This window comes from Candidatus Polarisedimenticolaceae bacterium (assembly GCA_036275915.1).
In the GTDB taxonomy this organism is placed as follows: Bacteria; Acidobacteriota; Polarisedimenticolia; order Polarisedimenticolales; family DASRJG01; genus DASRJG01.
In genome coordinates, this window is sequence record DASUCV010000020.1 from 111207 (window position 1) to 125736 (window position 14530).

A 14530-nucleotide genomic window follows, 5' to 3' on the forward strand; every position below is an offset into this window, starting at 1 on the left:
CATGATCTCAGCCCCTCCGCGTGTGCGTGCCGGCGCGCTCGGCGATGAGGGCGACCCCATCGAAGCCGGCCTGCTCGATGGCGAGCATCGTCTGGCGGATCTCTCCGAACGGAAGCCGCGCATCGCACTGCAGCACGACTTTGGGGTTCTTCTCCGCTCCCGCGGCCGCACGGAGCCCATCGCCGAAGCTCGCCGCCGGGACCTGCTTGTCCTCGATCCAGAGCACGCCCTTCTCGTCGAGCGTGACGAGGATCCGGTCGCTGGTCCCCTGCTGCGTCGGCCTCTCCGTCGCCGGCAGGTTGATCTCCGGCCCCGGCCCCTTCTGCATGTTGGGGGCCATGACCATGAAGATGATCAGCAAGACCAGCACCACGTCCACGAGCGGCGTGACGTTGATCGTCGAGCGGATCTTGGGGATTTCACCGAGTCGCATGGAGTTCCTTGTGCGTCTTGAACAGGACGTTCACGATCTCGTTCGAGGCCTGGTTGATCTCGACCTGGAAGCGCTCGAGGTCCCCCGTGAAGTGGTTGAACGCGACGACCGCGGGGATCGCGACGAAGATGCCGAGCGCGGTCGCGACGAGCGCCTCGGCGATACCGCCGGAGACCGCCGCCATCCCGCCGGAGCCGGTGGCCGCGATGCCGCGGAAGGCGTTGATGATCCCGACGACCGTTCCGAAGAGGCCGATGAACGGCGCGGTCGATCCGATCGTCGCCAGGGAGCTGAGGCCGCGGCGCATCTCGATGAGCGCCTCGATCTTCGAGTGCTCGAGCGCGCTCGTGACCAGCTCCTCCTGCGTCTCGGAATCGCTGCCGCACTCCTTGGCGCCGGCGAACTCCGTGAGGCCGGCGGACACGACCTGCGCCACGTACGAGCTCTGATGCTGCTTGGCGGCGACGATCGTTTCCTTCACCTCACCCGCGCGGAGGGACTTCGCGAAGGCGGGGCGAAACATCTGCCATTGCTTCTGGGCCGCGCGGAACTTGCGGTACTTGTCGAGGATCACCGTCACCGAGAAGACCGAGAGCACGGCGAGGCACCCCATGACCGCGAGGCCGAAGAGTCCGACGTTTCCCAACAGCTCCGTCAAGCTCATGACTTGCTCCTAGGCGCCGCAGGGGGGCGCGTCGTTTCCGATCGAATCTCGTAGTAGCTGAGCGCTCTCAGGAAGACCTCCCGGTCGACCGGGGTCTTGGAGTCGTCGAGCAACGGCGCGATCCCGAGCGCGTCGCCCAGCTCCGAGCTCTTCCACGGGACGATGACCAGCGCCTTCGGCGCCTCCTGGTTGCCCAGGATCGACATGCCGTCGAGCGTCTTCGGGTCTTGCTTCGCCGGCTCCTTCGCCGGAGGCTTCTTGTCGTCGGCGAGCGCGACGCCCGCGACGAGGAGCAGGAGGCATACGCTCTTCTTCATGGCTTCACCTCTCGCGACCGCAGATCGGCGATCCACTTCCCGACGTCCGGATCGTCGAAGACGAGCCGGCGATACGCCTCGTAGTGCGCGAGCGCGCACGACATGTCTCCGAGGTAGAGGTCGCAGAGAATGGCGAGGTTCTTGTGCGCGTAGTGGTAGTCCGGGAAGGCCGCGAGCGCGGCCTCGTAGCTGGCCCGTGCCTGCGCGAACTCTCCCTTCCGCCGCTGCACCATGCCCAGCTCGTTGTAGGCGGCGGGATGGCGCGGATTCAGCTCGAGCGCCTTCGTGAGCGTCGCCTCGGCGCGGTCGAGATCGCCGGTGCGCGCATAGGCGATGCCGAGATCGATGAACGCCGGCGTCAGCGTCGGCGCGCGCTCGGTCACCTTCGAGAGGATCGCGATCGCCTGGTCGTACTTGCCCGTCTCGGCGAGCCTCTCCGCCGCCTCGTAATCCGAGCGCACGTCGCCCGCCGCCTTCACGCGCTGCGTGATCGTGAAGCCGCTCGCATCTTTCGCGACCTCCACCTTGGCGAGCTTTTCGGCCGCCGGCGAGACCGTGGCGGCGAGGAGCACGCTGAGGACCATGTGCGTTTTCATGGCGTCACCAGGCGGGCGGTGTCGGTCGAGGAGGCGGCGTCCGTGTCGCCCTGAATCGGCCCATAGATCAGCGACACGGGCGTGCGATAGACGAAGGTGTCGATCGCGCCGAGGAAGCCGCCGCTCACTTCGCTCTTCGCGTAGCGTCCCGGCAGCAGCACGGCGAGCTCGCCGAGGCTCTTCTGGGTCCAGTCGTTGAGCACGCCGGTTTGCAAGAGCTCCAGGTTCTTCTCGTGGAGCGCGATCGCCTTCTGCTCGAGCGGGAACGCTTCCTTGTCGAGCGCGGCGTCGTACTCGTCGCGATCGGCCTCCGCGAGATCGGCCGGCCGTTCCGATTCCATCAGGGACCGGCTGAACTCGTGGTAGATCTCCGCCATGTAGAACGTCGCCGCGGCGGTCGCCTCCGCGATCTCGTACTCCGTCAGCTTGCTCATCGCCGCGAGGGCGGCGTCCATCCGCTGCTTCTTCTCCTTGAGGCTCGCCTCGAACGGCTGGCGCAGCTTGACCGCCGCGAAGTCCTGCTCGACCGCGATCGCGAGGACCAGGGCCGAGCGCGAGGCGATCGTCCGCGTGCGCTGGGTCCGGTCCGCCCCCGCTTCCGCCTCGACGCGCACGATCTCTTCGAGCTCCTGGCGGTACTTTCCGTCGTCGTGCGACGCCTTGTGGATCTCCGCGATCTTGAGGCGCGTCTCGAGCGCCGGCTCGACCGGCTGCGGGAACTCCTGGACGTAACGCGTGTACGCTTCGAGCGCCTTCTCCTGGGTGCCGGACTGCGCGTGGAGGTCGCCCGCGACGAGCAGCGCTTCCTGGCGGAGCGCCGTGTCCTTGGAGTCCGACGCGACGCGGTCGTACTCGTCGGCGGCGCGCCCGAGCTGGCCGTTCTGCCGGTAGGCGAGCGCGATCTGACGCGTCGCCTCGTGCTCGAGCGGATGATCGGGGAAGGCGTCGCGGAACCCTTCGAGCACCTTCGCCGCCGCGGTCCAATCCTCGAGCGACATGAGCGCGGTGCCGGCGTCGTACTCGGCCGCGGCGCGGATCGTCGACGTCGGCGCGGCCGTGCGGATCCTCAGGAAGTGATCGGCGGCCGCACGGTAGTCCTTCGCATCCCGCGCCGCCTCGCCCTGCTTGTAGATCGAGGCCGCCAGGTTGTCCACGAACTCGGCGTGCGACGCGTCGTCCTGCGGCGTCGCCGCGAGGACCTGCGTGTACGCCTTCTCGGCGCGCGGGTAGTCGGCGAGCTCGAACGAGCCGTGAGCGACCACGATCCACGCCGAGCGCCGGATCGCGCCTTCGGCGCCGGGGTACGAGTCGACGACGCGCTGGGCGATGGCGACGCCGTTCGGAAAGTCCTTCAGCTCGTAGAGATCGTCGGCGGCCGCGCCGAGGATCGCCGCCGCGCTCTCGTGCGCCGGGAAAGCGTCGGCGAACTTGATCGAGCTTGCCACCGTGTCGCGCTTGACGGCCTCTTGCCGGTCGGCAGGGGCGATCTTCAGCGCCTCGCGGTAGGCGTAGACCGCCGCGTAGCCGGCCGCGGCCGACTGCTCGTGCGCCGGGTACTCGTACGCCGTCCGCTCGTACTCCTTCGCCGCTTCGCCGAAATCCTTGTTCTCGAGGAGGAGGCCGGCGAGCTCGTAATCGATCTGCGGCGACGACGGATCCTTCGGGAAGGCCGTGAGATAGTCGCCGTACCAGCGCCGGGCCTCGCGATAGGCGGCGGTCTTCTCGGCGGGGTCCTGCGCGCTCTGGTACTGCGCGTGGTAGTGGCTCGCGAGGTCGGTCAGGTTCGTCTTGAGGTAGGCGAGCACTTCCGGCGACTCCTCCGGCTTGAAGTGCGTCCAGTAAGGCGCCGCGAGGCCGTACGTCGCGGCGAAGTCCCGCTTCGCCTCGAGGACGAGCTTCGGGAACCCGCCCTGCGTGAAGGTGTCGATGACGCGCATGCTGAACTTCGGCGCCGACTTGTGGAACGGATAGAGCGCGACGAACGCCTTGAACGTGCCCGCCGCGTCGTCGTAGCGCAGCTTCGCGAGGTAGTGGTCGCCGAGGTTGTTGTAGATACGGTCCTCGTAGGACCGGTTGCCGAACTTGGCGAACCAGTCGCGAACGGTGTCGGTCCCACCGCCGAGGTTGCTGAAGCTCAGGCTGATGACGCGGAACGTGTCGGCGACGCGGCGCTCGTCGTCCTCCTCGTGCGTCGCGTCGAAGTCGTAGCCGATCGAGACCTTGTAGTCGAGGAGCGCCATGTACTTGCCGAGCGCGTCCTCGTAGAGATCCTGCTTGTAGAGGGTCCAGCCGAGCTTGTAGAGCGCCAGCTCGTAATAGGACGACTTCGCGCCCATCGCGGTGATCGCGCCATAGGCGCTCTCGGCGTCGCGGAAGCGCCGGCGCATGAAGAAGTACTCGCCGCGGCGGTACTGGACCTCGTCGACGTGCGGCGAGCTCGGGTTGGCGCGGATGAGACGCTCCATCGTCGCGATCGCCTCGTCGGTCTGGCCCAGCTCGTCGAACGCGCGCGCCTTCTGATAGAGGATCTGGTCGCTGTCCTTGTAGTTCGGGTAGTCCGCGAGGAGCTTGTCGTAGAGCGCGATCGCCTCCCGCGGCCCTTCGGGATCGGCGGCCTGACGGTCCCAGGCGACCTCGCTGCCCGTGGTCGTGCGCTGCTCGAAGTCCTCGTCGGACTCGCGGGCGCCGGCGGGCAACGGCGCTTGCGCCTTCGCCGCCGTCGGCACCGCTGTCGGCGGCTTCTGGAGCCCGAACTGCTTCTCGAGCTTGAGATCGGCGAGGCGGCGCATCGCCTCCGGCGTCATCGAGGTCTCCGGCGTCTCGTCGAGAAACTTCCGGTAGCCGGACATCGCCTGATCGAGGCCGCCTTCGACCTTCGCATCCTTCACGTCGGGCTTGACGCTCCGCAGCTCGGCCAGCGTCCCCGTCTTCGGGGCCTCGTGATGCGCGGGAGCGCAGCCGGCGACCAGGACCGGCACGACGACGGCGACGAGGGCGCGGCGGCGCATCACCGCTTCTCCTCGTCCGCGGACTGCGCGCGCGCCGCACGGTCGTAGCTGTCGGCGACCGCGTAGCGCGCCTGGGTCTGTTGCGCCGCGAGGCGCGCGCGGCGCGCGGTGAGCTGATCGATCGCGGCCGTCTCGATCTGCCGCCCCTGGCGGGCGATGAGACCGTCGACCCCTTGCTCCGCCTCGCCGACGCGCTCGCGCAGTCGCGCGATCGTCACGTCGTAGCCGGCATAGCTCTGCGTCGCGGCTTGGCGCGCTCTCACGAACGCGTCGTACTGGTGCGTGAGGGTGTCGATGCCGGCGTTCAGCTCGTTCAGGTGCACGAACGCCGCGGACAGGCGCGCGGGGTACTCCGACGCGAGACGCCAGGTGATCGCGCCGCGCAGGCGGGCGACCCGTGCGCGCGTCGCGGCGTCGGAATCCCCGAGCCGCTTCTCGATCGCGGCGAGGCGCTCGCCGGCGATCCGCTCGTCGGCCGTCGCGAGCTGCTCGGGCCTCGGCGCGGTCAGGAGCGCCTGGAGGCGCTTCGCGGCGCTCCGGCGCTGCTCGAGACGGAGGCGCATCCGCGAGTCCAGCTCGCGGAACTGCGCATCGACCGCCGGGAGCAGCGGCTCGTAGTTCTCGCGCCGGAGCCGGATGATCTCCTCGAACGCGTCGAGGCCCGTCTTCCAGGCGGCGAGCTTCGTCTTCAGATCCTCGAGATCGAGGTAGTTGCTGAGCGCCGTCTGGAACTCGTGCGACGCCATGAGCTCGGTGAGGTAGAAGGTCTCGGGCTCGCCGGGAAGCGTCCGAAGACGGACGACCCAGCCCGCGTCCTGGCGGCTCTCCTCGCGGGTGAGCGCGCCCAGGAACCGTCCTTCGCGGATGCTGGCGATCGACGCGTCGACGCGCTCGATCTGCCCCGAGAGCTGCTCGAGCGCGCGCCCGTAGAGGAGCGCCGCGCGGCCGTGGAGGTTCAGGCTCTCGTACGCCGACGGGAGCGCCAGCATCGCCTCTTGCACCGCGGCGTCGGTCGGATCGCGATCGGCGAGCACGCCCCACGGCACGAGCGCGCGGTCGTACTGCTTCGCCGACGCTTCGGCCCAGCCCGCGCGGAGGAGCGCCTGGTTCGAGAACGGACCGTCGAGCCGCACGCGGTCCAAGGACTGCTTCGCCTCGTCGAAGCGCGACCCTTCGAAGAGCATCGCGCCGAGCACGAGGTTCGTCTTGTCGCGGATGGCGAGCCCCGCCGGGTCGCCGGCCGCAAGCTGGCCGGCGCGGTCGAGCTGCTTCACGGCATCGCCGGTCCGGCCGTCCTCGAGGAGCGCGATGCCGAGGTTGTACGCGACGAAGCCCGACAACTTCGGATCGCTCTTCACGCCCTCGAGCACGAGGGCGGCGTCGTGCGGCTTTCCCTGCGCGAGATCGACGCTCGCGCGCAGGAACTCGACGTCGTCGACGATCTCCGCCGGCATCTTTCCGTGGATCCGCGCGAGCGCCTCCTGCGCATCGCCCCACTGGCCCTTCTGGAAGTGGATGCGCGCGAGGCGGAACGCGGCCTCGTTGCGCACCGACTCGTCGACCGACGCCTCGAGCACCGCCTTGATCGCGCGCCCGGCGCGGAGGTGCATGCGGTAGTCGAGCTCGAAGTCGCCGACCGAGAATTCCGCGTCGCCGATGTGGTAGTGCAGCGTGTCGCGAAGCGGATCGTCGAGCCCGTGGTACATCGCGAGCTCCGTGTCGAGACGCTGGAGCGCGTCGAAGTACTGCCCCTGGTAGGCGTGGAACAGCGCATCGCCGAAGAAGAGGTCCTTCAGATCGGCGGAGACGCCGGGGCGGGCCGCGAGCGCCGCGGCCAGGCCGATTCCCAGGAGGCGGGGCGACGGACGCACCGGATCACCACTCCTCGAGCGCGACCGGCGTGCTTCCGGACCCGGCCACGCGCAGACCCACGAGCTTGGGTTTCACGTCCTTGCGAAAGGCGAGGTGCTCGGTGCGGTTGACGTCGGCGCCGCCGTCGAGCTTCCCTTCGACGACGACGTCGAGCTTGTGCTCTCCCGTCGTGACGTTGCCGACGTAGAGACGCTGCACGCCGCCTTTGCGCAGGGCCTCGAGCTCCTTGAAGCTGTAGATGTACTCGGCCGCGCGCTGCCCGTCGATCGTCAGTCGCACCGCGTCGAGGCGCATCGTGTCGCCCTTCGCGAGCGCGACGAAGACGGCCACCTCGGTGCCCGACGGATAGAGCAGCTTCTCCTCGAGCCGGCTCAGCTCCTGCGCGATGCCGAGGACGTCGGATTTCATCGCCTGAACTTGCTCGTCCAGGCCCGGAGGTGGCGCCTGGTCGCTCTTTTGCGCGCGGGCCGCCACGCTCATGCCACAGAGAAGGGCAGCGCAGAGGATCACGCGGCCTCGCGTCCGAACCGGTTCGCCCATGACGTTCCTCGTTTCGCTCACGAAGCGCTCGAGCGGGCAACAGCGATCCCGCTCGGCCGTGAGGGCGCCCCCCTCCTCGGCTCGCGGAGGGATTGCAACGCCTCTGCCAGGAATGGAATGTGTGGGAGTGACCGGCCCGCGAGGAGCGCGGTTTAGGAATTCCGGACGCGGCGGCTACGAATCCCGTAACTCGGATTCAAGGACGTATGCGACGGAGTTAACGGAAGTTCACCTTGATCGTCGTGACCGCGCGGGCGCGCGAAGGCACGCGCACGACGTCGCCGTCGATGGGGAGATCCTTTCCGTCTTCTTCCAGGAAATTCGTCGCGCGCGCGCGGCTCGGCTCGCGGTCGAACGTCACCGCGGCCGTCGTGTCCTCACCCTTGGGGTCGTACCATTGAACGACCCATGCGTTCGAGTCCTCGGCCTTCTTGAGAGTCGTGAGAACGAGCGAATCGGGGGCGAGACGGACGAACGAACGGCGGGGCGATTCCCCTCGGTGCGCCGTCTCGACGACGGCGAGGAGCGGGTTGTTCATCTCGTAGCCGCGGCGCACCGTGGCCGCGCCCGAGATCCCGCCGGCGTGGGGAAGGAGAGCGTAGTCGATCGTGTGCTTGCCGCGGTCCGCCGTCGGGTCGGGCCATTCCGGGGAGCGGAGGAGCGAGAGACGCATCGTGTTGCCCTTGATGTCGTAGCCGTACTTCGACGTGTTGAGGAGGCTGACGCCGAACCCGTCCTGAGAGAGGTCGGCCCAGCGCTGCGACGGCACCTCGACCTTCGCCTTCTGCCACGCGTCGCCCATTCCCGTCGAGCGCTCGATCGTCCCGTACGGGATCTCGTAGGTGGCGACGTCGCTCTTGACCGCGACGGGGAAGGCAACCTTGAGCATCGTCTTCGTCTCCCACCAGTCGACCGCGGTCGTGAAATCGACGCGATCGGATCCGGCGTCGAGGACGATGTCCTGTGTGAAGAACGTGGACGGGAAGTCCTCGGTCGGGAAATCCTTCTTCGTGCCCGGCTTGAGGTAGTCGCGCTTGAGCCGGACGACGGCGCGGACCGGTCCGCGCTCGATCACCTCCGCCCCACGGAAGGTCGAGGGGAACTCGGTGCCGGTGAGACCGACGTTCCACGCGTCCCACGCATCGGGCTTGTCTTCGAGAAGCTGAAGCTGGTTTCCGGGGCCGGCGAGCACCTCGCGACCCGACTTCTTGTCGACGATGCTCGCGATCCAGCCGGTCTTCGCGTCGATGCGCACGCGGAGCGCGTCGTTCTCGAGGGTGTCGGCGGTGACGGAGAGGGACGTCGTCGCCGCGGCCTTCTGCGGGCGCAGGTCGTAGACGGCGTAGCCGAGAGCCGGAACGCGCGCCCGGAAGATCACGTCGCGCTGGTAACGGCCGTTCGCGAGGACCTGCGACGGAAGCTCCGTGCTCCCGTCGAAGACGGCGACGTCGCCTTCCATCCCTGGAGGAAGCGTGACGCGGACCACGTCGCTCCGCTCCCATCCCAGCGCGTTGAAGACGACGACCGGCGCCCCTTTCGACGCTGACGTGTCGGCCTTCGATGCGATCGCGTGGAGCGCTCCGTCGAGCACGTGGTTCCCGATCGTCTCGGCGTCGCGGTAGTGCTCGCCGGCATCGATGTAGTTCTCGCGGATGCCGGAGCCCGGCAGGAGGTCGTGGAACTGCTCGAAGAGGACGTTCCGCCAGGCGTCCTCGAGGCCGGCGTTCGAAGTCCCCGCGAGCGTCGAGAGCTTCTCGGCGTTCGTCAGGAGGACCTCGTCGCGGCGGTTCGAAGACTTCATCTTCGCCTGGGTCGTGTAGGTGCCCTGGTGGTACTCGAGGTACAGCTCGTCCTTCCAGACCGGCACCTTCGAGAGATCCTGCGCGCGGAGCCACGAGAAGTAGCTGCCCGCGTTCCCGTGCTCGATCGTCGGGTAGAGATCGAGCTTCCGCAGCTTGTCGATCCGGTCGAGCATCGCGAGCGAGGGACCGCCGCCGTGGTCGCCGACGCCGAAGAGGACGAGCATCTTGCGGAAGCCGCTGTTGGCGTCGTGCTGCCGCAGCCAGTCGACGAGCTGGAACGGATCGTCGACCTCGTTCACGTAGTCGAAGGGGAAGTACGTGAGGACGCGCGAGCCGTCCGGCGCCTGCCACCAGAACACGCGGTAGGGAAAGACGTTCTTCTCGTTCCATCCGATCTTCTGCGTCACGAACGCGCCGATCCCGGCGTTCGCGTAGAACTGCGGAATGTTCGCGTTGTAACCGAACGAGTCGGGGTTCCACCCGATCGTGACGTCGGCGCCGAGCTTCTGCCGGAAGTAGCGCTTGGCGTAGAGGAGATGGCGGGCCCACGACTCGCCCGACGGGAGGTTGCAGTCGGGCTCGACCCACATCCCGCCCACGACTTCCCAGCGTCCGTCCTGGACGCGCTTCTTGATCCCGGAGAACAGCTCGGGATCGAACCGCTCCATCCATTCGTAGTACGCCGCGGCGCTCTGCGTGTACGTGAAGTCCGGCCGCGCGTCGAACATCTTGAGCACGGAGCCGAACGTTCTCCGGCACACCTCGACGGTCTCCTTCTCGCGCCAGAGCCAGGCCGCGTCGATGTGGGCGTTGGCGGCGAAGTGCAGGGTGTAGGAGTGGACGAACTTGGCGATCGGCGGAAGCTCGCGGCGCAGGGCGGCGAGCGACGCGCGGAACGCGGCGAGGTCGCCGCGCTCGAGCGATGCGGTGTCGACCTTGGCCGCGAGTTGCTGGAGCAGGTCGTTCAGCCGCCGCTTCTCCGCGGGGTCGGCGGTCGAGCGGTCGGTCCCGGGGTCGATCCGGTTGCGCGCACTGGTTTGATACGTGTCGAAGCCGAGGAGCTTCTGCGCCACGCGCAGGCTGATGCCGAGCCCCTCGATCTCGTCCTTCGCCTCGGAAGGCTCGGCCAGCTCGAAGTCGGCCTGGAGCAGCCGCAACGGGCCGCCGGTGTTGATCGCGTGGATCGCGAGATGGAGAACGTCGCCCGGCTTGACATCCTGACTCAGCGTGAAGGAACCGCTCCAGTCGAAGCGGCCGAGGTCCTTTCCATTCACGAACAGGAAGCCGTAGTCGTCGACGGTCACCTTGAAGGTGAGCGGCCCGTGCGGCTTCCGGCCGGCGACGCTCTGGGGCACGACCACGGTCTTGCGCATCCAGCAGGAGTCGACGCGCAAGCTCTCGTCGATGCCGAGCGGCTTCCAGCCGCCGTCGTCGTAGTCGTCCTTCGCCGGGTCGTTCCCCTCGATCGGCCCCGGGCTCACCTTCCATCCGCCGAGATGCGTCATCGTCAGCTCGTCGAAGCGCGCGACGAGCTTGTCGACGGCGGTCTCCGCGCGTGCGACACCGATCGAGACGAGAAGGACGACTCCCGCGATCATGGAGCGACCGGTCATGTGCGTCTCTCCCGCAGCCGGTCGAGGAGCACGGCGAGGAGGATCACCGCGCCCACGACGACTTGTTGCACGTACGAGTTCACGTTCAAGAGGTTGAGCCCGTTCCTCAGGATCGCGATGAGCATCGTGCCGAGGAACGTGCCGGCGACCGAGCCGCGGCCTCCGGACAAGCTCGTGCCGCCGACGACGACGGCGGCGATCACGTCGAGCTCGAGCATCAGGCCGGCGTTCGGCTGGCCCGAATTCATGCGCGAGGCGAGCAGGACGCCGCCGAGGGCGGCGAGACCGCCGCAGAGGACGTAGGTCGATGCGACCACGCGCGCGGTCCCGATTCCGGCGAGCCGCGCGGCCTCGGCGTTGCCGCCCACCGCGTAGACGTGACGACCCCAGCGCGTGTGCTTGAGCGCCGCGTGCGCGACGACGAAGACGAGGACCATGACGATCGACGGAAACGGGACCCCGGCGAGACGTCCGCCGCCCAGGCCCGCGAACCCCGGCGGCAGGTCCCAGACCGGACGCCCCTCGGTGGCGACGAAGGCGAGACCGCGCTCGATCGTCATGAGCGCGAGGGTGACGATGAACGGGGCGACGCCGAGGCGCGTCACGAGCGCTCCCGCCACGACGCCGGAGACGAGGCCGATGCCGAGCCCCGCCGCGATCGCCGTCGCGTACGCGTGGCCGCCCGCGAGCGCCGCGGTCGTGGCGATGCCGGCGACCGCGACGACCGACCCGACGGACAGGTCGATGCCGCCGGTGAGGATGACGAACGTCATGCCGGCGGCGACGATCGCCGTGATCGAGGCCTGGAGCGAGACGTTGAGCAGGTTCTCCGCAGTGAGGAAGTGGGGCGAGAGGAACGAGAGCGCCGCACCTTCGATGACGACGGCGGCCGCGATGGCCGCCTCGCTGCCGCGCAGCCTCACGCCGCGGCGCCCGGTGCCGCGAGAGCGAGCAGACTCTCCTGCGTCGCCTCGCGCGCGAGCACCTCCCCGGCGATCTTCCCCTCGCGCATGACGAGCACGCGGTCGCAGATCCCGAGAACCTCGGGCAGGTCCGAGGAGACGACGAGGACGCCGATCCCCTCCTCGACGAGGCGCCGGATGATGAGGTAGATCTCGCGCCTCGCACCGACGTCGACTCCCGCCGTCGGCTCGTCGAAGATGAGGACGCGTCCCTCGGTCTCGAGCCACCGCGCGAGCACGACCTTCTGCCGGTTCCCGCCCGAGAGCGCCCCGACCGGCCGCTCGACGTCGGCCGGCTTGATCTGGAGCTCGACGGCGCGCGCGCGGGCCGCCGCGGTCTCGCGTGAGCGCGAGAGCAAGCGGCGCAAGCGCGCGAGCGTGATGTTCTCCCGCACGTTCATCGTGCCGACGAGGCCGAGACGATCGCGGTCTTCCGTGAGGAGACCGATCCCGAGCGCGATCGCCTCGTGCGGCGAGCGCGGATCGATCGGGCGTCCGTCCAGTCGAAGGCTCCCCGACGTCCGCCGGTCGGCGCCGAAGATCGCGCGCACCACCTCACTGCGCCCGGCGCCGACGAGCCCCGCCATCCCGAGCACCTCGCCGCGTCGCAAGGTGAAGCTCACCGGACCGGCCCGCCCTGCCACGAGCCGGTCGACCTCGAGAACCGTCTCGCCCGGCGTCGACCGTCTCTCCGGGTACTCGTCGCCGAGATCGCGCCCCACCATCGCGCGGATCAGCGCGGGACGATCGATCTCGCCGGCGCGCGCGGTCGCGACGTGCTCGCCGTCCCGAAGTACCGTCACGCGATCGGCGAGGGCGAAGATCTCGTCCAGGCGATGCGTGATGTGAATGACGCCGACGCCTTCCGCTGCGAGCCTGCGCACGACGCGGAACAGCCGCTCCGCCTCGTGCGGCGTGAGCGGCGCGGTCGGCTCGTCGAGCACGAGGATGCGCATCCGCCGCGAGAGGGCCCGCGCGATCGCGACGAGCTGCCGGCGCGCGAGGTCGAGCGCCTCGACAGGCGTCCCGGGATCGATCGGCTCACCGAGCTGCGCCAGGAGCGCCTCGGTCGCGCGCGTGAGCGCGGCGCGATCGAGGATCCGTAAGCCCCTCCGTCGCGGCTCGTGCCCCAGGAAGACGTTCTCCGCCACGGTCAGGTGCGGCACGAGGTGCAGCTCCTGGTGGAGGATGCCGATGCCGAGCGCGAGCGCGTCCGCCGGCGAGCGCAGCGACACCGGCGCTCCTTCGAGCGACACGGTCCCGGAGTCGCATGCCGTCGCACCCGAGAGCACGCGCACGAGGGTCGACTTCCCTGCTCCGTTCTCGCCGGCGAGCGCGTGGATCTCGCCGCGCTCCAGCGTGAAGTCGACCCGGTCGAGGGCGCGCGTCGTGCCGTAGCTCTTCGTGATCTCCCGCATCGCGAGGAGCGGGGACAAGGTCATCGCGGCGCCGCGCTCGAAAGCGCCGCCTTGTCCACGATGCCGACCGGCACCGGCACCACCTTCGGAACCGGCTTCCCGGCGAAGTGATCGCGGATCTCGTCGATCGTCGCCGCCCCGATCTTCTTCGGGTACTGGACCACGTCGGCCGCGAGCGCCTCGCCCTTCTTGATCGCGTCGACCGCCGGCTCGGTCGCGTCGTAGCCGACGATCACGATCCCGTCGCGCTTGAACTGGCGCACCGCGTCGAGCGCGCCGAGCGCCGAGTCGTCGTTGATTCCGAAGATCCCGCGCAGGTCGGGATGCGCCTGGAGGACGTCGGACGCGGCCTCGAGCGCGCGGTCGCGCACGCCTTGCCCGTTGACGTCGGCGACGACCTGGATCCCCGGATGCGCCGCGATCGCCTCGCGGAACCCCTTCACGCGGTCGAGCACCGAGGTGATGACCGGCTGGTTGATGATCGCGACCGCCCCCGATCCGCCGATCGCCTTCGCGAGGTATTCCCCGGCGAGACGTCCGCCGGCGACGTTGTCGGACGCGACGTGGCAGACGACGTCGCCATCCTTCGCGGCGATGTCGGCCGTGAAGACCGGGATGCCGGCGGCGTTCGCCTTGCGGATCGCCGGCCCGACGCCGCTCGAATCGACCGGACAGACGACGATCGCGTCGACCCTGCGGGCGACGAAGTCCTCGATCTCGGAGGTCTGCTTGCCGAGATCGAAGTCGGCCGCGGTCACGACGAGCTCGTACCCGGGCGACTTCGCGGCGTCGCGGAGGCCCTCCTCGAGATCGCGGTAGAAGAGGTGACCCCGCGTGAGCAGGGTCACTCCGATCGTCTTCGTCGCCGCCGGCGCGTGTGCCGACTTTCCGCCGCAGGACAGCAGCGCGGGCAGCAGCAAGCAGGCGGCGAGGCGTCTCATGGCGCGGCGCTCAGTCTGCCACGCCTTTCCCGGAAGTCGGGCGAGCGCGGCGCAGCAAAGTTGTTTCACGCTTTTCCTCATTGACAGCGGCGACCGATGGGGTGTTAGCTACCGGCCGTTTGCGCAACTTGGCGCAGCACAGGAGGTGTCGATGAACGAGAGCAAGACGGTGGTGTTGGATCTCGAGATCGATGAGATCGAAACGCGGGAGAAGGCGAGCGGGACGTGCACGTCGTCCACGACCTCGCCCCGTTGCACCTGCATGTGCATCTTCCCCACAACACTCGCCAAGGACACGTTCAAGTAGTCTCTGAACGCGGCGCGGAGGGATCGCACGACCATCGCTCCCTCCGCGCCGGAAAAA

12 protein-coding genes are annotated in these 14530 nt (G+C 68.9%); 1 reads left to right on the top strand and 11 read right to left on the bottom strand.

Annotation, left to right across the window (positions count from 1 at the left end; genetic code table 11):
• Window positions 1–7: 7 nt before the first annotated feature.
• The 11 genes from VFV19_16490 to VFV19_16540 all read right to left on the bottom strand — a co-directional run bounded on the left by VFV19_16490 (window position 8) and on the right by VFV19_16540 (window position 14166).
• Window positions 8–433 carry a biopolymer transporter ExbD gene (locus VFV19_16490; protein HEX4825900.1) on the bottom strand — a complete coding sequence of 142 codons (426 nt, stop codon included), beginning with the start codon at window positions 431–433 and terminating at the stop codon, window positions 8–10.
• Complete coding sequence (locus VFV19_16495) at window positions 420–1097, bottom strand: MotA/TolQ/ExbB proton channel family protein (protein HEX4825901.1); 678 nt, start codon at window positions 1095–1097, stop codon at window positions 420–422. Before VFV19_16495 ends, VFV19_16490 begins: the two co-directional genes overlap by 14 nt.
• Complete coding sequence (locus VFV19_16500) at window positions 1094–1414, bottom strand: hypothetical protein (protein ID HEX4825902.1); 321 nt, start codon at window positions 1412–1414, stop codon at window positions 1094–1096. The genes VFV19_16495 and VFV19_16500 overlap by 4 nt, the downstream gene beginning before the upstream one ends.
• On the bottom strand, window positions 1411–2010 hold the full coding sequence (locus VFV19_16505) for a tetratricopeptide repeat protein (protein ID HEX4825903.1): 600 nt from the start codon (window positions 2008–2010) through the stop codon (window positions 1411–1413). The genes VFV19_16500 and VFV19_16505 overlap by 4 nt, the downstream gene beginning before the upstream one ends.
• The gene (locus VFV19_16510; GenBank protein ID HEX4825904.1) at window positions 2007–5018 is read right to left on the bottom strand and encodes a tetratricopeptide repeat protein; all 3012 of its coding nucleotides are present in this window, start codon (window positions 5016–5018) and stop codon (window positions 2007–2009) included. Before VFV19_16510 ends, VFV19_16505 begins: the two co-directional genes overlap by 4 nt.
• Window positions 5018–6889: a hypothetical protein gene (locus VFV19_16515; protein HEX4825905.1), complete on the bottom strand. Its 1872-nt coding sequence runs from the start codon at window positions 6887–6889 to the stop codon at window positions 5018–5020. The genes VFV19_16510 and VFV19_16515 overlap by 1 nt, the downstream gene beginning before the upstream one ends.
• 4 nt (window positions 6890–6893) lie before the next feature.
• Window positions 6894–7430, bottom strand: a complete 537-nt coding sequence (locus VFV19_16520; protein ID HEX4825906.1) for a hypothetical protein — start codon at window positions 7428–7430, stop codon at window positions 6894–6896.
• Between the two features lie 217 nt (window positions 7431–7647).
• Window positions 7648–10845, bottom strand: a complete 3198-nt coding sequence (locus tag VFV19_16525; GenBank protein HEX4825907.1) for a glycoside hydrolase family 38 C-terminal domain-containing protein — start codon at window positions 10843–10845, stop codon at window positions 7648–7650.
• Entirely contained in the window at window positions 10842–11768 is a 927-nt protein-coding gene (locus VFV19_16530) for an ABC transporter permease (protein HEX4825908.1), read from the bottom strand. The genes VFV19_16525 and VFV19_16530 overlap by 4 nt, the downstream gene beginning before the upstream one ends.
• On the bottom strand, window positions 11765–13249 hold the full coding sequence (locus VFV19_16535; protein ID HEX4825909.1) for a sugar ABC transporter ATP-binding protein: 1485 nt from the start codon (window positions 13247–13249) through the stop codon (window positions 11765–11767). The genes VFV19_16530 and VFV19_16535 overlap by 4 nt, the downstream gene beginning before the upstream one ends.
• A complete protein-coding gene (locus VFV19_16540; protein ID HEX4825910.1) occupies window positions 13246–14166 on the bottom strand; it encodes a substrate-binding domain-containing protein in 921 nt (306 codons plus the stop codon). The genes VFV19_16535 and VFV19_16540 overlap by 4 nt, the downstream gene beginning before the upstream one ends.
• Before the next feature lie 151 nt (window positions 14167–14317).
• Between VFV19_16540 and VFV19_16545 the strand changes: the two genes are divergently transcribed.
• Complete coding sequence (locus tag VFV19_16545; GenBank protein ID HEX4825911.1) at window positions 14318–14473, top strand: hypothetical protein; 156 nt, start codon at window positions 14318–14320, stop codon at window positions 14471–14473.
• Window positions 14474–14530 lie beyond the last annotated feature (57 nt).